20 protein-coding genes and 1 other RNA gene are annotated in these 22,663 nt (G+C 62.7%); 12 read left to right on the top strand and 9 right to left on the bottom strand.

Features of this window, described 5'->3' with window-relative positions:
- Positions 1–59 precede the first annotated feature (59 nt).
- Positions 60–1,994: an ATP-dependent zinc metalloprotease FtsH gene (gene ftsH / locus ACX93L_RS01850; RefSeq protein ID WP_459403258.1), complete on the top strand. Its 1,935-nt coding sequence runs from the start codon at positions 60–62 to the stop codon at positions 1,992–1,994.
- Positions 1,995–2,215: 221 nt separating this feature from the next.
- Positions 2,216–3,571, top strand: a complete 1,356-nt coding sequence (gene glmM, locus ACX93L_RS01845) for a phosphoglucosamine mutase (RefSeq protein ID WP_459403257.1) — start codon at positions 2,216–2,218, stop codon at positions 3,569–3,571.
- Positions 3,572–3,785: 214 nt separating this feature from the next.
- Here the strand turns inward: glmM and ACX93L_RS01840 are convergent, their stop codons facing one another.
- Positions 3,786–4,532: a YebC/PmpR family DNA-binding transcriptional regulator gene (locus tag ACX93L_RS01840; protein ID WP_459403256.1), complete on the bottom strand. Its 747-nt coding sequence runs from the start codon at positions 4,530–4,532 to the stop codon at positions 3,786–3,788.
- Between the two features lie 205 nt (positions 4,533–4,737).
- Here ACX93L_RS01840 and ACX93L_RS01835 point away from each other — a divergent pair, with 205 nt between their 5' ends.
- Entirely contained in the window at positions 4,738–5,241 is a 504-nt protein-coding gene (locus ACX93L_RS01835) for a pyridoxamine 5'-phosphate oxidase family protein (RefSeq protein ID WP_459403255.1), read from the top strand.
- Between the two features lie 51 nt (positions 5,242–5,292).
- On the opposite strand, the gene ACX93L_RS01830 is transcribed toward ACX93L_RS01835, so the two are convergent.
- The 4 genes from ACX93L_RS01830 to ACX93L_RS01815 form a co-directional block, all read right to left on the bottom strand.
- Positions 5,293–6,123: an MBL fold metallo-hydrolase gene (locus ACX93L_RS01830; RefSeq protein WP_459403254.1), complete on the bottom strand. Its 831-nt coding sequence runs from the start codon at positions 6,121–6,123 to the stop codon at positions 5,293–5,295.
- Between the two features lie 114 nt (positions 6,124–6,237).
- Positions 6,238–7,590: a methyl-accepting chemotaxis protein gene (locus tag ACX93L_RS01825; protein WP_459403253.1), complete on the bottom strand. Its 1,353-nt coding sequence runs from the start codon at positions 7,588–7,590 to the stop codon at positions 6,238–6,240.
- A gap of 136 nt (positions 7,591–7,726) precedes the next feature.
- The gene (locus ACX93L_RS01820) at positions 7,727–8,551 is read right to left on the bottom strand and encodes a TIGR00282 family metallophosphoesterase (protein ID WP_459403252.1); all 825 of its coding nucleotides are present in this window, start codon (positions 8,549–8,551) and stop codon (positions 7,727–7,729) included.
- Between the two features lie 18 nt (positions 8,552–8,569).
- Complete coding sequence (locus ACX93L_RS01815) at positions 8,570–9,142, bottom strand: 5-formyltetrahydrofolate cyclo-ligase (RefSeq protein WP_459404124.1); 573 nt, start codon at positions 9,140–9,142, stop codon at positions 8,570–8,572.
- A 214-nt stretch (positions 9,143–9,356) separates the two neighbouring features.
- Here ACX93L_RS01815 and ACX93L_RS01810 point away from each other — a divergent pair, with 214 nt between their 5' ends.
- Positions 9,357–10,601, top strand: a complete 1,245-nt coding sequence (locus ACX93L_RS01810) for a class I SAM-dependent methyltransferase (RefSeq protein ID WP_459403251.1) — start codon at positions 9,357–9,359, stop codon at positions 10,599–10,601.
- Positions 10,602–10,610: 9 nt separating this feature from the next.
- On the opposite strand, the gene ACX93L_RS01805 is transcribed toward ACX93L_RS01810, so the two are convergent.
- Positions 10,611–11,252, bottom strand: a complete 642-nt coding sequence (locus ACX93L_RS01805; protein WP_459403250.1) for an FMN-binding negative transcriptional regulator — start codon at positions 11,250–11,252, stop codon at positions 10,611–10,613.
- 139 nt (positions 11,253–11,391) lie between these two features.
- On the opposite strand from ACX93L_RS01805, the gene ACX93L_RS01800 reads away from it, so the two are divergent.
- Complete coding sequence (locus ACX93L_RS01800) at positions 11,392–12,018, top strand: LysE family translocator (protein WP_459403249.1); 627 nt, start codon at positions 11,392–11,394, stop codon at positions 12,016–12,018.
- 72 nt (positions 12,019–12,090) lie between these two features.
- Here the strand turns inward: ACX93L_RS01800 and ssrS are convergent.
- The 3 genes from ssrS to ACX93L_RS01785 form a co-directional block, all read right to left on the bottom strand.
- A non-coding RNA gene (gene ssrS, locus ACX93L_RS01795) (6S RNA) lies at positions 12,091–12,249 on the bottom strand.
- Between the two features lie 85 nt (positions 12,250–12,334).
- Positions 12,335–12,718, bottom strand: coding sequence for a cell division protein ZapA (locus ACX93L_RS01790; protein WP_459403248.1), 384 nt, complete (start codon positions 12,716–12,718; stop codon positions 12,335–12,337).
- 49 nt (positions 12,719–12,767) lie between these two features.
- Positions 12,768–13,040 carry a DUF4164 domain-containing protein gene (locus ACX93L_RS01785; protein ID WP_169586318.1) on the bottom strand — a complete coding sequence of 91 codons (273 nt, stop codon included), beginning with the start codon at positions 13,038–13,040 and terminating at the stop codon, positions 12,768–12,770.
- A 327-nt stretch (positions 13,041–13,367) separates the two neighbouring features.
- On the opposite strand from ACX93L_RS01785, the gene tkt reads away from it, so the two are divergent.
- The 7 genes from tkt to ACX93L_RS01750 all read left to right on the top strand — a co-directional run bounded on the left by tkt (position 13,368) and on the right by ACX93L_RS01750 (position 22,661).
- Complete coding sequence (gene tkt / locus ACX93L_RS01780; RefSeq protein WP_459403247.1) at positions 13,368–15,350, top strand: transketolase; 1,983 nt, start codon at positions 13,368–13,370, stop codon at positions 15,348–15,350.
- Between the two features lie 85 nt (positions 15,351–15,435).
- The gene (gene gap / locus ACX93L_RS01775; protein WP_459403246.1) at positions 15,436–16,446 is read left to right on the top strand and encodes a type I glyceraldehyde-3-phosphate dehydrogenase; all 1,011 of its coding nucleotides are present in this window, start codon (positions 15,436–15,438) and stop codon (positions 16,444–16,446) included.
- Between the two features lie 265 nt (positions 16,447–16,711).
- Positions 16,712–18,541: a potassium/proton antiporter gene (locus ACX93L_RS01770; protein WP_459403245.1), complete on the top strand. Its 1,830-nt coding sequence runs from the start codon at positions 16,712–16,714 to the stop codon at positions 18,539–18,541.
- Between the two features lie 89 nt (positions 18,542–18,630).
- Positions 18,631–19,833 carry a phosphoglycerate kinase gene (locus ACX93L_RS01765; RefSeq protein WP_459403244.1) on the top strand — a complete coding sequence of 401 codons (1,203 nt, stop codon included), beginning with the start codon at positions 18,631–18,633 and terminating at the stop codon, positions 19,831–19,833.
- A gap of 295 nt (positions 19,834–20,128) precedes the next feature.
- On the top strand, positions 20,129–21,025 hold the full coding sequence (locus ACX93L_RS01760; protein ID WP_459403243.1) for a fructose bisphosphate aldolase: 897 nt from the start codon (positions 20,129–20,131) through the stop codon (positions 21,023–21,025).
- Positions 21,026–21,275: 250 nt separating this feature from the next.
- Positions 21,276–21,716 (top strand): PACE efflux transporter, encoded by a 441-nt coding sequence (locus ACX93L_RS01755; protein WP_169586307.1) that lies wholly within the window; start codon positions 21,276–21,278, stop codon positions 21,714–21,716.
- A gap of 36 nt (positions 21,717–21,752) precedes the next feature.
- Complete coding sequence (locus ACX93L_RS01750; RefSeq protein ID WP_459403242.1) at positions 21,753–22,661, top strand: PhzF family phenazine biosynthesis protein; 909 nt, start codon at positions 21,753–21,755, stop codon at positions 22,659–22,661.
- Positions 22,662–22,663: the final 2 nt, after the last annotated feature.

The raw sequence follows: 22,663 nt of genomic DNA, 5'->3' as shown, positions 1-22,663 counted from the left end.
TCCTATGTTAGTCGATAATCTGGCGGGCTTCGGTCCGCGACACATGTTCGGGGAGTTCGATGAACCCAAATTTTCGGAATTTCGCGCTGTGGGCGATCATAGCTCTGCTGTTAATCGCCTTGTTCAGCATGTTCCAGACGTCGCCGTCGCAGACCAGCTCGCGCGAAATACCGTATTCGCAGTTCCTTCGCGAAGTGGATGCCGGCCGCGTCCGTGACGTCACTGTCACCGGCAACCGCGTCCTCGGCACCTATGTCGAGAACGGCACCGCCTTCCAGACTTACTCTCCGGTCGTCGACGGCAGCCTCCTCGACAAGCTCCAGTCGAAGAACGTGATGATCGTCGCTCGCCCCGAAACCGACGGCTCGTCCGGCTTCCTGAGCTATCTCGGCACACTTCTGCCGATGCTCCTGATCCTCGGCGTCTGGCTTTTCTTCATGCGTCAGATGCAGGGCGGCTCGCGCGGCGCCATGGGCTTCGGCAAGTCCAAGGCCAAGCTGCTGACGGAAGCGCACGGCCGTGTAACCTTTGACGACGTCGCCGGTGTCGACGAAGCCAAGCAAGACCTCGAGGAAATCGTTGAATTCCTGCGTGACCCGCAGAAGTTCCAGCGCCTCGGCGGCAAGATCCCGCGCGGCGTGCTGCTCGTCGGTCCTCCGGGCACCGGCAAGACGCTGCTCGCCCGTTCGGTCGCCGGCGAAGCCAATGTGCCCTTCTTCACCATTTCCGGTTCGGACTTCGTCGAAATGTTCGTCGGTGTCGGTGCATCCCGTGTGCGCGACATGTTCGAGCAGGCCAAGAAGAATGCGCCCTGCATCATCTTCATCGACGAAATCGACGCCGTCGGTCGCCATCGTGGCGCGGGTCTCGGCGGCGGTAACGACGAACGCGAACAGACGCTCAACCAGCTGCTGGTCGAGATGGACGGCTTCGAGGCCAATGAAGGCATTATCCTGATCGCCGCGACCAACCGCCCCGACGTTCTGGACCCGGCACTCCTGCGTCCCGGCCGTTTCGACCGCCAGGTCGTCGTGCCGAACCCGGACATCGTCGGCCGCGAGCGCATCCTCAAGGTACATGCCCGCAACGTGCCGCTGGCGCCGAATGTCGACCTCAAGGTTCTCGCCCGCGGTACGCCCGGCTTCTCCGGCGCGGATCTCATGAACCTCGTCAACGAAGCCGCCCTGATGGCCGCCCGCCGCAACAAGCGCGTCGTAACCATGCAGGAATTCGAAGACGCCAAGGACAAGATCATGATGGGCGCGGAACGCCGTTCGTCCGCCATGACCGAAGCTGAAAAGAAGCTGACCGCCTATCACGAGGCAGGACATGCGATCACCGCGCTGAACGTGCCGGTCGCAGACCCGCTTCACAAGGCGACCATCATCCCGCGCGGCCGCGCGCTTGGCATGGTCATGCAGCTGCCCGAGGGCGACCGCTACTCGATGAGTTACAAGTGGATGGTCTCCCGCCTCGTCATCATGATGGGCGGCCGTGTCGCCGAGGAACTCACCTTCGGCAAGGAGAACATCACGTCTGGCGCATCCTCCGACATCGAGCAGGCCACCAAGCTTGCCCGCGCCATGGTCACCCAGTGGGGCTTCTCCGACGTGCTCGGCCAGGTCGCCTATGGCGAGAACCAACAGGAAGTCTTCCTCGGTCACTCGGTCTCGCAGTCCAAGAACGTCTCGGAATCGACCGCCCAGAAGATCGACACCGAAGTGCGTCGCCTGATCGACGAGGCCTATACCGAAGCCCGTCGCATCCTGACCGAGAAGCACGACGACTTCGTCGCGCTCGCCGAAGGACTGCTGGAATACGAGACGCTGTCCGGAGAAGAAATCAAGGCGCTGCTGCGCGGCGACAAGCCGGCCCGCGATCTCGGCGACGACAGCCCGACCAGTCGCGGTTCTGCCGTTCCCTCGACCGGCTCCAAGAAGGACGCCCCGAAGGGCGGCGAGCCGGAAAGCGGCCTCGAGCCCCAGCCGCACTGATCGTCGACAGACGACACCATCAGGCCACCCCCGGAAGCGGCGGGTGGCCTTTTTCTTTGTTACTCACAAGATGTAATCGCCTTTGACGGTAATTTACGTGCCCTTGGGCACATTTTGTGGCATGAGCACGCCAATTGAAGCCGCCTTGCCGCGTTCTGCCGCAAGGCCTTGCACATCCGCCGCGCGTCCCCGCGCCGGCCCCCGGTCATGCAGGAGCACTAATGACACGTCGCTATTTCGGTACGGACGGCATTCGCGGGCAGTCCAACAAGTTTCCGATGACGCCCGACCTCGCCATGCGGGTGGGCATCGCCGTCGGCACCATCTTCCGCCGCGGTCATCATCGTCATCGCGTCGTGATCGGCAAGGACACCCGCCTCTCCGGCTACATGCTGGAAAACGCGCTGGTGGCTGGCTTCACCGCAGCCGGCCTCGACGTCTTCCTGCTCGGCCCGATCCCGACGCCTGCCGTCGCCATGCTGACCCGCTCGCTACGCGCCGATATCGGCGTCATGATCTCCGCCTCGCACAACCCCTTTGCCGACAATGGCATCAAGCTGTTCGGCCCGGACGGCTACAAGCTGTCGGACGAGATCGAGAAGCAGATCGAGGACCTTCTCGAACAGGACATCTACGCCCAGCTTGCCCCGGCCCACGAGATCGGTCGTGCCAAGCGCGTCGAGGGTGACATCTATCGCTATATCGAATTCGTCAAGCGCACGCTGCCCCGTGACGTCACGCTGCATGGCCTCAGGGTCGCGATCGACTGCGCCAATGGTGCCGCCTACAAGGTCGCGCCGCTGGCACTGTGGGAACTCGGCGCCGAGGTCGTGACGATCGGCAACGAGCCGAACGGCACCAACATCAATCTCGACTGTGGCTCGACCCACCCGGCGGCACTGCAGAAGAAGGTGCATGAAGTGCGCGCCGACATCGGCATCGCGCTCGACGGCGACGCCGACCGCGTCATCATCGTCGACGAGAACGGCACAGTGGTCGACGGCGACCAGCTGATGGCCGTCATCGCCGAGACCTGGGCGCAGGACCAGATCCTGCGCGGCGACGGCATCGTGGCGACCGTCATGTCCAATCTCGGCCTCGAGCGCTTCCTCTCCGACAAAGGCCTGTCGCTCGCCCGCACCAAGGTCGGCGACCGTTACGTCGTCGAACACATGCGGAACCACAACTTCAACGTCGGTGGCGAGCAGTCCGGCCACATCGTGCTGTCCGACTTCGGCACGACCGGCGACGGCCTCGTCGCGGCGCTTCAGATCCTCGCCTGCGTCAAGCGGACCGGCCGCACCGTGAGCGAGATCTGCCACCGCTTCGAGCCCGTGCCGCAGCTTCTGCGCAATGTCCGCTTTTCCGGCGGCAAGCCGCTCGAAGACAAGACCGTCAAGCAGGCGATCGCCGATGCCGAGAACGAACTGGCCCTGAACGGCCGCCTCGTTATCCGTCCGTCCGGAACCGAGCCGCTGATCCGCGTCATGGCGGAAGGCGACGACCGCGAGCAGGTCGAACGCATCGTCAACGAGCTGGTCAGCGTGATCGGCAGCGTGAAGAGCGCGGCGGCTTGATCCCACCCAATTGCCCCTCATTCCCCAGCCGGGACCTTCTCCCGGCAAGCGGGGCGAAGGAGCAGAGCGCGGCGACCCCATCGGCCTTCTCCCCGTTCAGGAGGAGAAGGTGGCGGCAGCCGGATGAAGGGGTAACTTCCGACCACCAAAGTCCCAGACAAAAAAGCCCGGTTGCGATCCGCAACCGGGCCTTTTCCATTGATGCGACGTGAAATCAGGCCGAGAGCTTGGCCATGACCTCGTCGGAGACTTCGAAGTTCGAATAGACGTTCTGGACGTCGTCGTCGTCTTCCAGCGTGTCGATGAGCTTCATCAGCGACGTCGCCTTTTCTTCATCGACTTCGATCGTGTTCTGCGGCTTCCAGATCGCCTTGACGGAGGTCGCTTCGCCGAGCACGGCTTCGAGGGCCTTCGACACTTCGTTCATGTCTTCGAAGGCGCAATAGATGGTGTGGCCATCTTCATCCGAAACGACGTCTTCCGCGCCGGCTTCGATTGCCGCTTCCATGACCTTGTCGGCGTCGCCGACGGAGGCCTTGTAGGTGATTTCGCCGACATGGTCGAACGAGAAGGAGACCGAGCCGGTTTCGCCGAGTGCGCCGCCGGCCTTCGAGAAGATCGAACGGACGCTGGAGGCGGTGCGGTTGCGGTTATCGGTCAGCGCCTCGACGATGATCGCCGTACCGCCCGGACCGTAACCTTCGTAACGGATCGCATCATAGGTTTCGGCATCGGCACCCGATGCCTTCTTGATGGCGCGGTCGATGTTGTCCTTCGGCATCGACTGGGCCTTGGCGTTCTGCACGGCAAGGCGCAGAGCGGCGTTCATGGCCGGGTCAGGCAGACCGGTCTTCGCCGCAACCGTGATTTCGCGCGCAAGCTTGGAGAACATCTTCGAACGGATGCCGTCCTGCTTGCCCTTGCGGTGCATGATGTTTTTAAACTGTGAATGGCCAGCCATGGCACCCCTGATCAGGTCTAATTGTGAGGAATGGCGCCTTATACGAGCGAAACCCGACCGGTTCAAGGGGACGAACCGCATTACCGTGGCATTGAACGGGTGCCGACCCTCTGCTTTCCAACACCGCCTCGGGCCATGGGCACCGGGAACATCTCCCTCCTCCGCCCGTTGATCGTCTGACGACATCAATGGAAGGAGACGCATGATGGCAAGCTTCACCGAGGCCCGCGAGACCCCAGCCAAACAGCTGTGGGACGAGATCGACGACATTCATGCCGGCATGCTGGGCATCGAAGGAGCCGACATGCACATGCAGCCGATGGCGCCCTTCGCCGACCCGACCACGAATACTATCTGGTTCTTCACCAAGACGGATTCCCATCTGGTCCAGTCGCTCCGTCCGGGAACGCGGGCCCACTTCTGCGTCATCGGCAAGAACCACGACTATCACGCCTGCTTGGGTGGCGTGCTTACCGAACGCAAGGATCCGGCAAAGATCGACGAGCACTGGAATTCGATCGTCGAAGCCTGGTACGACGGCGGCAAGGCCGACCCGAAGCTCACCATGCTTGCCCTTCATCTCGACGACGGCGAGATCTGGGCCTCGACCGGCAATCCGCTCAAGTTCGGCTGGGAGATCGCCAAGGCCAATCTGAAGGACGAGAAACAGCCGGACGTCGGCGTCCACCGTCGTATTGCCTTTGCCTGATCGATATACTCAGTTCATGCCCGCCGCCCGGCCCTTCGGCCGGGCGTTCGGTCAGACCCCTCTGAGAACGAGGATCAACGGCTTGCGCGGCAGGGTTCGCGCCGTCACCGTGATCGCGTCGCTGTCGGCGATCTTGAAATCGAAGCTCTGATCGAACATGCCGAGGAAAGTCTCGATTGGCGGACCGCGACGATGCATCGGCAGGATCAACGCCGAGCGCAGCCGTTTGATCGTACGGCTCATGCTGTCGGCCCCCATGGTCAGGCCGCCGTCGACCGGCACCATCACTACATCGAGCCTGCCGATTTCCGCGAAATGCGCATCGGTGAGCTCGTGATGCAGGTGACCGAGATGGCCGATACACAGTCCGGCGACCTCGAAGATGAAGATCGAATTGCCATTGGGCTCGAAAGCGCCACCCCAACTGCGGATATCGGTCGGGACATTGCGAATATAAGCATCGCCGACGACCAGGCGATGCTCGGCCTTCTCACCGGGACGCTCGTCATTCCAGCCATGCAGTACGGTGGTGATGCCGGGATCCGGTGTCAGGGTATAGTGGCTCGAATGTGCCTTGTTCATCGTCACGACGTCGGGCAGATCTGCCCTGCGCAGCCAGCCGTTGAAGTCCGTGGCGATCGAAATGCCGCCGGGCGTGTCGATCTGGAAGGTAGAGTGGCCGAGGAAGCGGATCGTCACCTCCTCTTCGAGCGCCGCGTATATGAGCGGCCGCGGTCCCGGCTCGAACTTCGCGAAGTACGCCTTTGGAAGTCCTTCTGCGACCAGCTGGCACTGGCTGACCGGTGGACGCTCGTCCTCTGCGGCGACCGGCGCCGCAAGGCCTGTGATGGCGCAAAATGCAAGGAACAGTCTCAGCAGCATCAGGCCGCCCCCGTGCCTCGTTGGGACGCACAAAGGATGCGGCAGAGAGCGGACATGGTAAAGCCGGGAGCCACGCCCCCGGCCTCACAATGCCGTGACCGTCGGTGCGTAGGGTCAGCCGACCGAGCGCCGCTCAAGCCGCTTGAGACCGTCGAGGACCTGACTGGAGGCAACCTCAACGCAGCGCAGTTCATTCAGCGCGCCGCGGATATCGCCGGCGTTGTAGCGGCGCACCGCCTCGATGCCGTGACTGTGAACCTTTGAATGGGGCTCGTCGATCGCCACGAAATCGGGACTTGATCCAATCGCAGTATGGCGGCAGCCGTCGTACCACTTGCCGAGCCGGCAATTGTGATGATCCGCCAGTTCGTTCGGCTTCAATCCTTCGCGACCGATGATCATGTTGGCAAGCCTGCGCTTCCAGATGACGTGGTCGGACTGGGCGAGCTTGACGACCTTGCCTGGAACATTGGCGCTGCCGAGGGTCTGGAGTCGCGAATTCAATCCGCCCTGCGCCTGCTCCATCGCCGAGATGATGCCGTCGAGCTGGGCGGTCGCCTTGCTCGAGCTGGCCGCCACCGTCCCCACGCCACGCGCGACGTTCTGCGAGGCTTCACGCTGCTGGTTCAGCGCCGTGGAGATATGACCGGCATTGACGATGACGCTGTCGAGTTCCTTTGCCGCAGCAGTGAGCGAGCTTTGAAGCACATCAAGAGCCTGACCACCCTGTTCGGCGGATTGGCGGCTGGACGTCATCGCATTGACCATCGCCGTCAGCCCGCTGTCGAGCTTGCTGATGATGTTACCGATTTCGAGCGTCGCATTGGCCGTGCGGTCCGACAGCGCCTTGACCTCGGCGGCGACGACTGCAAAGCCGCGGCCCGCCTCGCCGGCACGCGCAGCTTCAACGGCCGCATTGATGGCCAGCATGTTGGTCTGCGAGGCAATCTTCTTGATGTTCGCGGCGATCGTGGAAATGCTCTTGCCGAGATCGTGGATGGCGCCGATCCGCTCACCGGTCTCGATCAGCGAACTGTTGATGGCGTTCATCCGTTCGCTGGTTTCCCGCAGCGCCTGCCCGCTGGCCTTGCAGGTCTCGCCGGCACGCTGCGCATTGCGGAAGATCTCGTCACCGTGCTGGGCGACCTCGTTGACCGTCTCGGCCATTTCCTCGGCGGCCGCGGCAATGCCCTGCGCCTCCTCGTCGACCTGGCGCAGGTCGTAGAGCAGGTGTGCGGACATTCCAGCCGTTTCGTTGACGCTCACGGAGATCGAAACCACGTCGTCGAGCTGCGCCGACGTCTGGCTGCGGCAGCGTTCGATCAATCCGGCGATCGCGCGCGACAGACTGTCCGTCCCCGTCGGAATACGTGTGAAATCGTCGCTGAGCGCCGCCTCGACGCAAGTCAGCAGGTCATCGGCTTCGACATCGGTTTGGTTAAAGAGGGCATGGGCGGCGGAACTCAAGGTGTTCTCCCAAAAACTGTTTGTTCTTCGGGATTTAGGCACACCACCACCACCCCGTATGGGGAGCTATTAATTACGCAGCGAGGTTAATTATTCTTTTAAGAATGAGTTCCAGCTAAAGAATTTGGGGTGACCTTCAGCGCCAGAACTCCGGCAACGTCTCAGTCAACCGCGGCCCGATGCGGACCGGCGCGATCTTTTCCGCAAGGCCGGTGCGGTCGGAAATCTCCACACCGACGCCGCAGATGGTCGCCGGGCCGTGAGCCGCCTCGAAACGCCCCTTCGGCATCTTCGAGATGAAACGGTTGAGCGGCTCTTCCTTCTCCATGCCGAGCGAGGAATCGTAGTCGCCGCACATGCCGGCATCCGACATGTAGGCGGTGCCGCCGTTGAGGATCTGATGATCGGCGGTCGGCACATGGGTGTGGGTTCCGACCACGAAGCTGGCACGCCCGTCGACGAAATGACCAAAACACTGCTTCTCGCTGGTCGCCTCAGCGTGGAAATCGAAGACGATGGCATCCGCCTGTTCCTTCAATGGGCAGGCGGCCAGGATCGCCTCGGCGGACTTGAAGGGATCGTCGAGCTCGGGATGCATGAACACCCGGCCCATGATGTTGGCGACGAGCACGCGCGCACCGTTGCGGGCGTAATAGAGCCCGGAACCGCGACCCGGGGTCCCGGCCGGATAGTTGGCCGGTCGAAGGAACTGGTCATGACGCTCGCAGAAGGTCACGGCTTCCTTCTGGTCCCAGACATGGTTGCCGGTCGTGACAACGTCGGCGCCCGCATTGATCGTCTCGAGATAGATGTCCTCGGTGATACCGAAGCCGCCGGCGGCATTTTCTCCGTTGACGATGACGAAATCGAGCTTCAGGTCCGCGATCAGCCCCGGCAGACGCTCCCACACTGCAGTGCGTCCCGTCTTGCCAACCATGTCCCCGAGAAAAAGAAGTCTCATTCGTTCGTCCAGTCTCCGTCAGAATTGCCTGTAGCCGCTTTCCGTCACGATAGCCTGCAGCCGGACGTCATGCGGTTCCGTGGGCACTTCTGCCACCTCCTGGCAGTCGAATGCAATGCCGACGAGCCTGGGTTCCCGGCCTTTTTGCATCAGCCGGGCGATCGCACGGTCGTAATGGCCGGCACCATAGCCGATCCGATGCCCATGTCGGTCGAAGGCCGACAACGGCACCAGCAGAATCTCAGGATCCAGCGCGGCGGCGTCCGGGCCGGGGCCACGCGTTCCAAAACCCGTGTCGACAAGTTCCGTACCCGTCGCAAGCTCACGGAAGACGATGGTCATCTTGTCGAGAACAACCGGCAGGCACAGCCGTGCGCCCCGTGCCTTCAATCGTGCCATCAGCGGCCGGATATCCGCCTCCGAGCGGATCGGCAGGAAACCGGAGATGATCGTCCCCGGCTCGAAATCGAACGCGTCTCCACCATGGTCTGCTATGGCGAGACTGAACTCGGTGCGGGTCTCCCCGGAAATGAGGTCACGTGCCGCCAGCCTCTCTTTGCGGAAGGTAGCCTTGAGATCTTTGATGGTCATGTCGTGTTCGGTCCCCGAAAGCCGACGGACGATATCCGAGATGACAGCCAATTCAAAGCCGTCCTTGCGGCAAGGAGTGACGGTCCGGGCCACATCGAGGAAGCGCGGAATGTCCAGGTTCCGCTCCGTCGATGCCCCCCGAATTTCGACGTGCCATCGCGGACTTTTGCGATAACATGTGGTCGTTGAGGCCAATCCGATTTTTGAGGTGCAGATGTTTCTACTGTCGCACATGCTGAAATCATTCATCCGCAAGGGCCAACTGACGATCGTTGACGCCGAAGGAAGGCGGCACGTCTTCGGACAAGGCGAGCCGGGGCCGCAGGTCACAATGCGGCTCACCGATCCCCGGCTCTACCGCAGCCTGGTCTTCAAGGCCGAACTGGTGGCCGGCGAAGCCTACATGGACGGCACCATGCGTTTCGAGGAGGGATCGTCCCTCCGCGACTTCCTGATGCTCTTTTCGATCAACCGCCTGTCGCTCGGCAAATATCCGATCCAGAAGATCCTGCGTGCCGTGAAGATGCCGTTCCGCAAGCGCCTGCAGTCGAACCGCAAGGGGGAGGCCCAGCAGCACGTCGCCCATCACTACGACCTTGGCAACGATTTCTACCGGCTCTTTCTCGACGACAACATGCTCTACTCCTGCGCCTATTTCCGCGAGGAGAACGAGACGCTCGAACAGGCCCAGCGCAACAAGCTGCGATTGCTCGCCGCCAAGCTCGACCTGAAGCCGGGCATGAAGGTGCTCGACATCGGCTGCGGCTGGGGCGACCTCGCGCTTTATCTCGCGGCGCTCGAAGATGTCGAGGTCGTCGGGGTGACCCTCTCGAAGGAGCAGCATGCCCTCGCCACGAAGCGTGCCGCCGAAGCGGGGCTTGCGGACCGCGTCCGCTTCGAACTCAAGGACTACCGCGACGTGACGGAGAGCTTCGACCGCATCGTCTCGGTCGGCATGTTCGAGCATGTCGGCGTTCAGCACTATGACGAGTTCTTCAAGAAGCTGAACGCCCTGATGCCCGACGACGGCCTCGCCGTCATCCATTCGATCGGGCACATGAGCCCGCCCGGCATGACCAGTCCGTGGATCCGCAAGTACATCTTCCCCGGCGGATATTCGCCGGCCCTCTCGGAAGTCGTCTCCGTCACCGAGCGAAACAGCCTGTGGGTCACCGACATCGAAGTTCTGCGCCTGCACTACGCCATGACGCTGGCCCACTGGTATCAGCGCTTCGACGCCAATCGCGACAAGGTGGTCGCCATGTATGACGAGCGCTTCGCCCGCATGTGGGAATTCTATCTGATCAGCGCGGAGATGACCTTCCGGGCGGGAAGCCAGATGGTCTTCCACTTGCAGCTTTCCCGCAAGCGGGACGGCGCCCCGATCGTGCGCGACTACGTGACCGACCGGCAGCGGGCCTATATCGAGCGGGAAAGGGAACTTGGACTTGCCGTCTGAGGCATATGACTAGTCGAGCCCGCCATAGGTCTTGACCAGTTCGGCCATCGCGCCGGCCTCGACGGTCCCCATGCCCGCCAAGCCCGCCGCGACGCCCCGCCGGTCGGGCTCGCCCCGGTTCTGGCTGACCTTCCACTTACCATCGATCGCGGTGATCTCGACCTCGATGCCGACGATGCCCTTCAATTGCGCGGTGATGAACTCGTCGGGCGCGTCGCCGACGGCCCACGGGATCATGCGTTTGCTCTCGTGACCGTCGGTCAGCCTGTCCACCTGCGCCCTTAACCACTGGCTGTCCTCGATCACCCGGACCGTGCCCCGCACCTGGACGATGGCATAGTTCCAGGTGGGTACGACCTTGCCGGTCTCACGCTTCGTCTCGTACCAGGACGGGGTGATGTAGTGATCGGCGCCTTGGAAGACGATCAGCGCCTCCGCGCCTTTGCCCAGCGCCCGCCATTGCGGATTGGCTTTCGCCATATGCGCCTGGAGCGTACCCAACCCCTGCTCCACCTTCGCCAGCCTAAAGGGGATCGGATTGGCGAGAAGCCCGCCCTCCCCCGAGGAGATCAGCAGCCCGAGCGGATGATTGCGGATGAGGTCGTGCTGGACGTCGAGGCGCTCCTCGCGGAAATGAGGTGGCTGGTACATGAAAGGAGTCCCTTGGATTCTTCGGCTGTTTGCCATTTCGACCATCGAGAAATCCATGCGTCAATCCCGGCAGCCCTTTGCCCTTTCCCGCTTGCTGGATTAGAACGGTCTCGATTGTTCATCCATGCGGTGCCCTGCCATGTCGCTCAACACCATTCTCTGGTTCATACCCGCCTGCTTCGCGCTCAACATGGCCTTCGGGCCGAACAACCTGCTTGCGCTGACCAACGCCATGCGCGTCGGCATCGGCAAGGCCCTGATCGCCTCGCTCGGCCGCATCGTCGCGTTCGCCATCATGATCGTGATCACCGCTCTCGGACTCGGCGCCCTCCTGATCGCCTCGGAGGTCGCCTTCTCCGCCATCAAATGGGCGGGCGCCGCCTATCTCGTCTGGCTCGGGATCAAGCTCCTTCGCTCGCCCGCACCGATTGTCGGCGGTCTCGACGAGGCCCTGCCGGTCCGCAGCACGCAAAGCCTTGCCCGGCAGGAATTCTGGGTGGCGATCGGCAATCCCAAGGCGATCCTGATCTTCACCGCCTTCTTCCCGCAGTTCCTCGACCGCGGCGACTATGCGACCAGCTTTGCGGTCCTGGGCACGATTTTCCTCGTGCTCGAACTCGCGGCCATCGCCGTCTATGCCTTCATCGGCAGCCACCTTGGCCGCTTCGCCGGCCGGCCGAGCGTCTTTGCCTGGATGAACAAGGCAAGCGGCGGCCTGATGATTGCGTTCGGCGCCATGCTGGCACTCGCCCGCCGCCCCGCATGACAAGAGCGGAACCCAAAGGGGAACCGCTGCGCCGCCATCGCGATATAGGCCGGACCGAAACGAAAAGGGAAAGTGCGATCCACGGCAACCGATGGAGATTTACGATCCTGGGTGCCTACAAACGTAGGTGGGCGCCATATGTCCAAGCCCACGGGCCTGGCCAGGGACAGCTCCCTTTGGATCGAGTATGGCCCCAGGGATTGTGGTTCCTGTCGTGAGGCGCAGACCGCAACCGAGATATAGGTCCAATTTCGTCCCGGCGCCAGAGCCGGAACGCATCGCGCCCAAATTAAAGGCTCGGGCTCTTCGCTGCCGGTCAGCTGTCCTGCCGGGTCGCGGCCGGCCGCGCCGTCAGCTTGCGGGTAATCCCGTTCAGCCGTTCGGTCAGCTCGGCAAGCGCCGTCGTCAGCATTTCCTCGCGGCGCTGCGCGTCTTCGAGCGCCCCGTCACGGCCGGCGCGGAACGAGGCGAGCTCCGCCTCCATCGCCGCCATACGGCGGTTCACTTCCGAAAGCTCGTCCATCACCATGATGCCGGACATGACCGTCAGCCTGAGGTCGCCGATCTCGCCAAACTGTGATTTCAGGTGGCTGACATAGCGATCGAACTGGGTGGCAAGGTCGATCAAATGCCCTTCCTGGCCCTCTTCACAGGCCATCCGGTAGGCTTTTCCATCGATGGTGACCGTCACCTGTGCCATGAACTATCCCAGTTGCAGCCGTCCAGCCGGCTTCGCATTTCGTCGGATCCTAGCGGTCGAGGACCGCCCGGATCGTTTCCATGGCAGTGACAAGCCGCCGCGAGACTTCGCGGTTGACTTCCTCGAGCCGGTTCGCGCGGAACTCGGACTGGTCCAGTTCCTGGGCGAGCCGCGCGCGATCGGCGTGCACGCGCCGCACTTCGCCCTCGACCTCGCCGCTCTCGCGTTGGGCTTCAATACGCATGTCTATGGCGTTCTCAAGGCCGGCCACCGCCTGCCTGAGCGCGCCAAGCGCCGCTTCGACCGAATTTCCTGTCGGCATAGTCTTGTCCCGGCTTTCCAGAAGAGGCCGTTCGAATCGACCCAGAAGACCCGCTTTGATGAAGGCGGACAGTAAGCTTCTCGATTGCCACCCGTCAATAAATGCAAGGGGGCTCGGCGGTGCCATTCCTGTGGACGACTGCCGCATCGAGGGCGTCGCAATGAGCTGCACAGAAAACAGACAAAAGCATGAATATCTGTACGACAAAAGGCCAGAATACCGGGCATTTGTTGACTCGTGCGATTCACCTGCTATGGATCAGCCGCTTTCAGACGGACCGTGCTGCCGTACGGTCGTCCCTCAAGACCCGGAACAAGCGGAACAGCCATGATCTCTCCCGAAAAACACAACCGGATGGCAAATGCGATCCGATTCCTCGCCATGGACGCGGTGGAAAAAGCCAATTCTGGCCACCCCGGCATGCCGATGGGCTGCGCCGACATCGCTACCGTTCTCTTCACCCGTTTCCTGAGCTTCGACCCGAAGAATCCGCTGTGGCCCGACCGAGACCGTTTCGTCCTGTCGGCCGGCCACGGCTCGATGCTCCTCTACAGCCTGCTTTATCTAACCGGCTACGAGGACATGACCATCGAGGACATCAAGGCGTTCCGCCAGATGGGCGCCAAGACCGCCGGCCACCCGGAATACGGCCACGCCTCGGGCATTGAAACGACGACCGGCCCGCTCGGCCAGGGCATTGCCAACGCCGTCGGCATGGCGATTGCCGAAAAGAAGCTCGCGAGCGAGTTCGGCTCCGAGCTGATGAGCCACTACACCTATGCGCTGGTCGGCGACGGCTGCCTCATGGAAGGCATCAGCCAGGAAGCGATCTCGCTTGCCGGCCACCTGAAGCTGAACAAGCTCATCGTTCTCTGGGACGACAACGGCATCTCGATCGACGGCGCGATTTCGCTCGCTGACTCGACCGACCAGCATGCGCGCTTCCGCGCTTCCGGCTGGAACACGCTCGCCGTCGACGGCCACGATCCGGATGCGATCGCCGCTGCGATCGAGACCGCGAAGAAGTCCGACAAGCCGACCATGATCGCAGCCAAGACCGTCATCGGTTTCGGCGCCCCGAACAAGGCCGGTACCCACAAGGTTCACGGTTCGCCGCTCGGCGCCGACGAAATCGCCGCCACCCGCAAGGCACTGGGTTGGGAAGAGGAAGCCTTCGTCGTTCCCGCCGACGTGCTCGACGCCTGGCGTCTGGCCGGCCTTCGCTCGACCAAGACCCGCAAGGACTGGGAAGCCCGCCTCGCTGCCGCCGACGCCGACAAGAAGTCCGAGTTCAACCGCCGCTTCGCCGGCGACCTGCCGGGCAATTTCGACGCCGCCATCGACGCCTACAAGAAGAAGCTCGCTGAAGCCAAGCCGACGGTCGCAACCCGCAAGGCCTCCGAGGACGCGCTGGAAGTCATCAACGGCGTCCTGACCGAGACCCTCGGCGGTTCCGCCGACCTGACCGGCTCGAACAACACCAAGACCAGCCAGACCAAGTCGATCACGCCCGACGACTTCTCCGGCCGCTACATTCACTACGGCATCCGCGAACACGGCATGGCAGCCGCCATGAACGGGATTGCGCTGCACGGCGGCCTGATCCCCTATTCCGGCGGCTTCCTGATCTTCTCGGACTATTGCCGTCCGTCGATCCGTCTCGCCGCGCTGATGGGCATCCGCGTCATCCACGTCTTGACGCATGACTCGATCGGCCTCGGCGAAGACGGCCCGACGCACCAGCCGGTCGAGCACATGGCAGCGCTCCGCGCCATCCCGAACCTGCTGATGTTCCGCCCGGCCGATGCGACCGAAACCGCGGAATGCTGGCAGATCGCGCTCGAACAGAAGCACCGTCCTTCCGGGCTGGCGCTGACCCGCCAGAACCTGATCGCCGCCCGCACCGACTATGAAGAAAAGAACCTTTCGGCCTACGGCGCCTATGAGCTGGTTTCCGCCAGCGACGCCAAGGTTTCAATCTTCGCCTCCGGCTCGGAAGTCGAGATCGCCCTCAAGGCCCAGCAGACGCTCGCACAGAAGGGCGTCTCCGCCCGCGTCGTCTCGGTTCCGTGCTTCGAACTGTTCGCCGAACAGCCCAAGGCCTATCGCGACGCCATCATCGGCAACGCGCCGGTCAAGATCGCGGTCGAAGCCGGCATCAGGCAGGGCTGGGACGCCTTCATCGGTTCGGACGGTGCCTTCATCGGCATGTCCTCCTTCGGCGCCTCCGGCCCCTACAAGGAACTCTACAAGCATTTCGGCATCACGGCTGAAGCCGTGGTCGCCGCCGCCGAAGCCAAGCTCGGCTGAGGGTCAAATTGTCGCAAGGGCGTTTTCGAACGCCCTTTCTTCCCATAGTCTGAAGTTCTGAATTAAAAAGCGGGAGTGAAACGCAATGACTGTAAAAGTTGCCATCAACGGCTTTGGCCGCATCGGCCGTAACGTACTGCGCGCCATCGTCGAAAGCGGCCGCACCGACATCGAAGTCGTCGCCATCAACGACCTCGGCCCGGTTGAAACCAATGCGCACCTGCTGCGCTACGACAGCATCCACGGCAAGTTCCCGGCCGATGTGAAAGTCGAGGGCGACACCATCATCGTGGGCGGCGGCAAGCCGATCAAGGTCACCGCGATCAAGGACCCGGCAACGCTCCCGCACAAGGAACTCGGCGTCGACATCGCGATGGAATGCACCGGCATCTTCACGTCGCGTGACAAGGCAGCGCTCCACCTCCAGGCTGGCGCAAAGCGCGTCATCGTCTCGGCTCCGGCCGACGGCGCAGACCTGACCGTCGTCTTCGGCGTCAACCACGACAAGCTGACCAAGGACCATATGGTCATCTCGAACGCCTCCTGCACGACCAACTGCCTGGTGCCGGTCGTCAAGACGCTGGACGACGCCGTCGGCATCGACCACGGCTTCATGACCACGATCCACTCCTACACCGGTGACCAGCCGACGCTCGACACCATGCACAAGGACCTGTACCGCGCCCGCGCCGCAGCCCTGTCCATGATCCCGACCTCGACCGGCGCAGCAAAGGCTGTCGGCCTCGTCCTGCCGCACCTCAAGGGCAAGCTCGACGGCACCTCGATCCGCGTTCCGACCCCGAACGTCTCGGTCGTCGACTTCAAGTTCGTCGCCAAGAAGAACACCACGGCGCAGGAAATCAACGACGCCATCAAGGCTGCCTCGAACGGCGCCCTGAAGGGTATCCTCGGCTACACCGAAGAGCCTCTCGTCTCGCGCGACTTCAACCACGACAGCCACTCGTCGATCTTCGCCATCGACCAGACCAAGGTTCTCGAAGGCAACTTCGTCCGCATCCTGACCTGGTACGACAACGAGTGGGGCTTCTCGAACCGCATGTCGGACACGGCAGTGGCTCTCGCCAAGCTGATCTGATCGCATAAAAATTAGCGCTCGCTTTAAAAAAGGCGGATCGGAAACCCCGGTCCGCCTTTCAAATTTTAAACTTCCGCCCTACTCTGATCACGATTGAAGACGATAGGTTTTTCATCTCGTCTTCCGGCAGTCCTGCCAGATCACTCCATCCTCGTCACCGACCTTGGTCCGGGACGCAAAGCCTTGCCGACGCGGTCGAGCAGCGCCTGAGGTGTGACCTGTCTCGACCGGCGGAAGACGGCGCGGTCGATGAGAGGGACGAGGGGTGGACGAATTCTATGCGATGACGCTGGTGGCGACGGCCCTGGTTCTGCTGGCCGCATTCTCCAGCCTGATTGCCTTCCGCTTCGGCGCACCGCTGCTGTTGCTCTTCCTGCTGATCGGCCTCGTCGCCGGCGTCGACGGCCTCGGCATCGAGTTCTCCAACAATTCGCTCGCCTATGTGCTCGGCTCCATCGCGCTGGCGATCATCCTCTTTGATTCCGGCTACGGCACCTCTCTGCAATCCTTCAAGCTCTCGGCCATTCCCGCCCTCACCCTGGCAACCGTCGGCGTGCTGATGACCGCGACGCTCTTCGGGGCGCTTGCCTATCTCCTGCTCGACTTCAGCTATCTCGAAGGCGTGCTCCTCGGCTCGATCGTCGCCTCGACCGACGCGGCGGCCGTGTTCTTCCTGCTGCGCATCGGCGGGATCAACATCCGCGACCGGGTGCGATCCTCGCTCGAGGTCGAATCCGGCACCAACGATCCGATGGCCATCTTCCTCACCATGGCGCTGGTGCAGGTTCTCTCCGCCGGCGAGAGCTATGGCGGACTCGACCTCGATCTCGTGCGCCTATTCGTCGAGCAGATGGGCATCGGCCTTGCGCTCGGCCTCATCGGCGGCGCGCTCATCGTCTTCGTGCTGAAGCGGATCGCCGTCGAGCGGGGTCTCGCGCCGATCTTCATGCTGGCCATGGCGCTCCTGGTCTTCTCATACACCGGCGCCGTCGGTGGCAGCGGCTTCCTCGCCGTATATGTGGCCGGCATCTATGCCGGCAGCCAGAAGATCCCGGCCCGCGCATCGATCACCCGCTTCCAGGACGGCATGACCTGGCTTGCCCAGATCGTCATGTTCCTGGTGCTCGGCCTGCTCGCCACGCCGTCGCAGTTTCCGTCGATCCTGCTGCCGGCCGTGCTTCTCGGCCTCTTCCTTGTCTTCGTCGCACGTCCCCTCGCCGTCTGGGTCTGCCTTCTGCCCTTCGACTTCACCCAGCGCGAGACCGGCTTCATCGCCTGGGTCGGCCTGCGCGGCGCCGTCTCCATCCTGCTCGCCATCCTGCCGATCCTCGGCAATCTCGAAGACGGCCAGACCTATTTCAACGTCGCCTTCATCGTCGTGATGATCTCGCTTGTGCTGCAGGGCTGGACCATCAAGCCGGTCGCCCGCAGGCTCGGCCTGATCATCCCACCGCGCATCGGCGCGATCGACAAGCTGGAACTCGACCTGCCCGGTTCCGCCAATCACGAACTCCTCGCCTACCGCGTCGTTGCCGAGAGCCCGGTCCTGCGGGGCGAGCGCATCCCGCGCTGGGCCATGCCCTCGCTGGTCATCCGCGACGGCAAGTCGATGCGCTACCAGTATGCCGGACGCCTGAGGGAGAACGACCAGGTCTATCTGTTCATCGCGCCGGGCTATTCGAAGCTGCTCGACCGCCTGTTCGCCAGCAAGGCGCCGGTAGAGGAGGACGACAGCGAGTTCTTCGGCATGTTCGCGATCTCGCCCGGTACCCGCGTCGACGATCTCGACCAGGCCTACGGACCATTGACGGTCACCGAAGGCGAGCGCGCCAAGACGATCGCCGAGCTTATCTCCCATCGCCTCGGAGGCCAGGCCGACTATGCTGACCGCGTGCGCCTCGGCACGATCGTGCTTATCGTCCGTGACCTCGACGAGACGGGACACGTCTCTTCGGTCGGCGTGTCGCTCGAGCCCGTGGCGCCCGCCACCAACCTGCCGATCTTCCTCAACATCCGGGAACTGGCTCACGCGATCCGCGACTACCTCCGCCGCAAGCGCGCGGAGCGTACAAAAGTCGCAGCTGGTGAAAAATGACACCCCATCGCCTTGCGCCGCTCGACGGGCGGTGTAAGGTCCGGCGCGTCAGCCCCCCATCCTGCAACAGTTAAACGACGGGTATCACCATGCCGGCTTTCAAGACTCTTGACGATCTCACCGACATTGCGGGCAAGCGCGTGCTTGTGCGCGTCGACCTCAACGTTCCGGTCGCCGACGGCAAGGTCAGCGACGCCACCCGCATCGAACGCGTCGCCCCGACGATCAAGGAATTGTCGGCCAAGGGCGCCAAGGTCATCCTGCTCGCCCATTTCGGCCGCCCGAAGGGTGAACCGGTCGCCGACCAGTCGCTGTCGCTGATCGCGCCGGCCGTCGAGGAAGTCCTCGACCAGAAGGTCGCCTTCGCTTCCGACTGCATCGGCGCTCCGGCGGCCGACGCAGTCGCCGCCATGCAGAACGGCGACATCCTGCTTCTCGAAAACACCCGCTTCCACAAGGGTGAAGAAAAGAACACGCCGGAATTCGTGGCCGAACTCGCAAAGAACGGCGACATCTTCGTCAACGACGCCTTCTCGGCGGCACACCGCGCCCACGCCTCCACCGAAGGCCTCGCCCACCACATGCCCGCCTATGCCGGCCGCACCATGCAGGCCGAACTCGAGGCGCTCGAAAAGGGTCTCGGCCAGCCTGCCCGTCCGGTCGTTGCGATCGTCGGCGGCGCCAAGGTCTCGACCAAGATCGATCTGCTCTCCAACCTCGTGAAAAAGGTCGACGCACTGGTGATCGGCGGTGGCATGGCCAACACCTTCCTCGCCGCCCAGGGTATCGATGTCGGCAAGTCGCTCTGCGAGCATGACCTCGCCGAGACCGCGAAAGAGATCCTCGCAACGGCCAAGACCGCCGGCTGCGCCATCGTCCTGCCGGAAGACGGCGTCGTCGCGCGCGAATTCAAGGCAGGCGCCGCCAACGAGACGGTGGACATCAAGGCCATTCCGTCCGACGCCATGGTGCTCGACGTCGGGCCGAAGTCGGTCGCAGCGATCAATGCCTGGATCTCCAAGGCCTCAACGCTGGTCTGGAACGGTCCGCTCGGCGCCTTCGAAATCACACCGTTCGACGCAGCCACGGTCTCGGCCGCGAAGCACGCGGCGGAAGAAACCCGCGCCGGAAAGCTCGTCTCGGTCGCCGGCGGCGGCGACACGGTTTCGGCGCTCAACCATGCCGGCGTGGCGGACGATTTCAGCTACGTTTCCACGGCCGGCGGCGCCTTCCTCGAATGGATGGAAGGCAAGGAACTTCCCGGAGTGGCGGTTCTGACGTCTTCGAAATAAGCGCTTTTCGAAAGGCGGCAGATATTTAAATCTGCCGCCATTAACTTTAAGCATTATTTATTGAATTTTAAAACGATTGAAGTGATTTCAATCGTTTCAATAGGTTAGGCTGCCATTTTCCTACCATGGAAGTTCTGTTATCGGCGGTGGCATCTTGGTCTTGCGAGGCTGAAATGACGGAATGTCTCGTGGAAATTGGTCCCGAGACTGGTCAAGTCGGCTTTGCCGCCTAGTTGCAGAAACACAGAACACACGTGAGCGCGCGACGCGCCATGTTTAGGGATAGGAGTGAGCTATGGTAGACGCGAAGATGTTGGACAAGATCAGCTCGGCGCCCGGTTTCATTGCGGCGCTGGACCAGAGCGGTGGTTCGACCCCCGGCGCGTTGCGTCTCTACGGTGTTTCCGAGTCCGACTACAACGGTGACGAGGAAATGTTCCGCCTGGTGCATGCCATGCGCGTCCGCATCATGAGTGCTCCGGCTTTCTCCGGCGACAAGGTCATCGGCGCCATCCTGTTCGAGCGGACCATGGACGGCGACGTCAATGGTGAAGCCGTTCCGTCCTACCTCTGGGAAAAGCGCGGCGTCGTGCCGTTCCTGAAGGTCGACAAGGGCCTCGAAGCCGAACAGAACGGCGTTCAGCTGATGAAGGCCATGCCCGATCTCGACGCTCTCCTCATCCGCGGTCGCGAAAAGGGCATGTTCGGCACCAAGATGCGCTCGGTCATCGCCCATGCCGACAAGGCCGGCATTGCCGCCGTCGTGAAGCAGCAGTTCGAAGTGGCCCGCCAGATTATCGGCCAGGGCCTGATGCCGATCGTCGAACCGGAAGTCTCGATCAAGAGCCCGACCAAGGTTGAAGCCGAAGCCATCCTGCGCGACGAGATCGCCAATGAGCTCGACAAGCTTCCCGCCGGCGAATCCGTCATGCTCAAGCTGACGATCCCGACGGTCGCCGACTTCTATGCACCGCTCGTTGCTCACAAGTCGGTCGTGCGCGTCGTCGCCCTGTCCGGCGGCTACAGCACCGTGGATGCCTGCGAAAAGCTCAGCCATAACCACGGCATGATCGCCAGCTTCTCGCGCGCCCTGGCTGAGAACCTGCGCGTCAGCATGACAGACGCCGAATTCAACGCGAGCCTGGCCAAGACGATCGACGCGATCTACGCCGCGAGCGTGAACAAGGCTTGATCCGGTTCTGAAGGCTTGCCTTCCGGCAGAGCGAAAAACAGAGCCGCCGGCAAGATCCTCGAGAACCTGAGAGACAGCATCAGAGCCCCGCCACCGGCGGGGCTTCTTCATTTCAGGGAAAAGACAACCTTCGCCGCCGCTTGCCTTCCCGGCCGGCGAAACTATAATTGCGAGCGCTGAGGACGACCTCTCCCCACAATGGGCATTTGACCGGGACGACCCGACCTGATCCTCGTGTGGGAGACAGAATATGCGTAAGACCGGCGACCGGATCCGCCACGCCATCAGTTTCGAAGTCATTGCCCTCGGGCTCGTGACGCCGCTCGGCGCCTGGGTCTACGACCTGCCGTTCACTGATATCGGAGTCGTCAGCGTCGGCAGCGCCACCATCGCGATGCTCTGGAACTACATCTACAACATCGGCTTCGACCATGCGATGCAGCGGCTCGTCGGCACCACCGCCAAGACGGTGCCGATCCGCGTCGCCCATGCGGTTCTGTTCGAAGGGGGCCTTCTCTTCGTCCTTGCCCCCTTCATCGCCTGGTATCTCCAGGTCGGGCTCTGGCACGCGGTGGTGATGGACGTGTCGTTCTCGCTGTTCTACCTGGTCTACGCCTTCGTCTTCAACTGGAGCTATGATCGCGTCTTCCCGATCCCGGAATGGCAGACCCAGGATGAGGCGGCAGGCTGACACGGGAAGAAACAGCCTAAATCCAGCGGAGAAATCATGCGCGACATCCCGTTCGTCACCGTCGACGTCTTCACCGGCACCCGCTATGCCGGCAACCCGCTGGCCGTCATCCTCGACGGGCGTGACCTGACGGACGGCGAAATGCAGAAGATCGCCGCGGAATTCGGCTATTCCGAAACCACCTTCGTGCTTCCGCCACGCGATCCTGCCAATACTGCGGAGGTCCGCATCTTCACGCCGGTGACAGAAGTTCCCTTCGCCGGACATCCGAATGTCGGGACAGCCTTCGTACTCGGTCGCCTCGGTCAAGTCTTCGACCGGAAGACGGATACCCTCATGCGTTTCGAGGAGAAGGCGGGCTTGGTCGAGGTCGAACTGGTCGAAGCCGACGGCACTGTCACCGGCGCCTCCATCCGTGCGCCCGGCCCCCTGTTCGTCGGCAGCCGGGTTCTGCCGGCAGAGCTTGCCCCCTGCGTTTCACTCGCAGAGGTGGATATCGTGACGACCCGTCACGAGCCGGTTTTCGCCTCCGTCGGCCTGAAGTTCATCTTCGCCGAGGTAAAAGGACTGGAAGCCCTCGGACGAGCAACGCCGCGGATTGAGCCTCTCGGCACCCTTCACGACACCTATGCCAATGAAGAGAGCGACTGCGCCATCTTCCTCTACACATGGGTCGGCGAGGATCACGTCCGCGCCCGCATGTTCGCACCATTCGACAACGTTCCCGAAGACCCGGCGACCGGTAGCGCATCGGCGGCCCTCGGCGCCTATCTGACCACGCTGGAGACAGCAACGCCAAGCCGGCAGTTGCTCGTGGAACAGGGTGTGGAGATGGGCCGGCGGAGCGTCATCCGGGTGAATGTCTCGACCCGCGACGGCGTCTTCGAAGACGTGTCCGTGGCCGGCAACTGCATCGAGGTCATGCGCGGCACGATCAGCCGCTGATC

This window comes from Rhizobium sp. CAU 1783 (genome assembly GCF_054551725.1).
This window is presented reverse-complemented; position numbering and strand designations above follow the sequence as displayed.

Excerpts from the sequence above, each read along its gene's own strand:
- tkt (WP_459403247.1), top strand. The coding sequence starts at position 13,368 with ATGATCTCTCCCGAAAAACACAACCGGATGGCAAATGCGATCCGATTC.
- ACX93L_RS01785 (WP_169586318.1), bottom strand. The coding sequence starts at position 13,040 with ATGCCGACAGGAAATTCGGTCGAAGCGGCGCTTGGCGCGCTCAGGCAG.
- ACX93L_RS01760 (WP_459403243.1), top strand. The coding sequence starts at position 20,129 with ATGGTAGACGCGAAGATGTTGGACAAGATCAGCTCGGCGCCCGGTTTC.
- ACX93L_RS01820 (WP_459403252.1), bottom strand. The coding sequence starts at position 8,551 with ATGAGACTTCTTTTTCTCGGGGACATGGTTGGCAAGACGGGACGCACT.
- ACX93L_RS01815 (WP_459404124.1), bottom strand. The coding sequence starts at position 9,142 with ATGACCATCAAAGATCTCAAGGCTACCTTCCGCAAAGAGAGGCTGGCG.
- ACX93L_RS01830 (WP_459403254.1), bottom strand. The coding sequence starts at position 6,123 with ATGCTGCTGAGACTGTTCCTTGCATTTTGCGCCATCACAGGCCTTGCG.
- ftsH (WP_459403258.1), top strand. The coding sequence starts at position 60 with ATGAACCCAAATTTTCGGAATTTCGCGCTGTGGGCGATCATAGCTCTG.
- gap (WP_459403246.1), top strand. The coding sequence starts at position 15,436 with ATGACTGTAAAAGTTGCCATCAACGGCTTTGGCCGCATCGGCCGTAAC.
- ACX93L_RS01840 (WP_459403256.1), bottom strand. The coding sequence starts at position 4,532 with ATGGCTGGCCATTCACAGTTTAAAAACATCATGCACCGCAAGGGCAAG.
- ACX93L_RS01755 (WP_169586307.1), top strand. The coding sequence starts at position 21,276 with ATGCGTAAGACCGGCGACCGGATCCGCCACGCCATCAGTTTCGAAGTC.
- ACX93L_RS01765 (WP_459403244.1), top strand. The coding sequence starts at position 18,631 with ATGCCGGCTTTCAAGACTCTTGACGATCTCACCGACATTGCGGGCAAG.
- ACX93L_RS01750 (WP_459403242.1), top strand. The coding sequence starts at position 21,753 with ATGCGCGACATCCCGTTCGTCACCGTCGACGTCTTCACCGGCACCCGC.
- glmM (WP_459403257.1), top strand. The coding sequence starts at position 2,216 with ATGACACGTCGCTATTTCGGTACGGACGGCATTCGCGGGCAGTCCAAC.
- ACX93L_RS01800 (WP_459403249.1), top strand. The coding sequence starts at position 11,392 with ATGTCGCTCAACACCATTCTCTGGTTCATACCCGCCTGCTTCGCGCTC.
- ACX93L_RS01810 (WP_459403251.1), top strand. The coding sequence starts at position 9,357 with ATGTTTCTACTGTCGCACATGCTGAAATCATTCATCCGCAAGGGCCAA.
- ACX93L_RS01835 (WP_459403255.1), top strand. The coding sequence starts at position 4,738 with ATGGCAAGCTTCACCGAGGCCCGCGAGACCCCAGCCAAACAGCTGTGG.
- ACX93L_RS01805 (WP_459403250.1), bottom strand. The coding sequence starts at position 11,252 with ATGTACCAGCCACCTCATTTCCGCGAGGAGCGCCTCGACGTCCAGCAC.
- ACX93L_RS01790 (WP_459403248.1), bottom strand. The coding sequence starts at position 12,718 with ATGGCACAGGTGACGGTCACCATCGATGGAAAAGCCTACCGGATGGCC.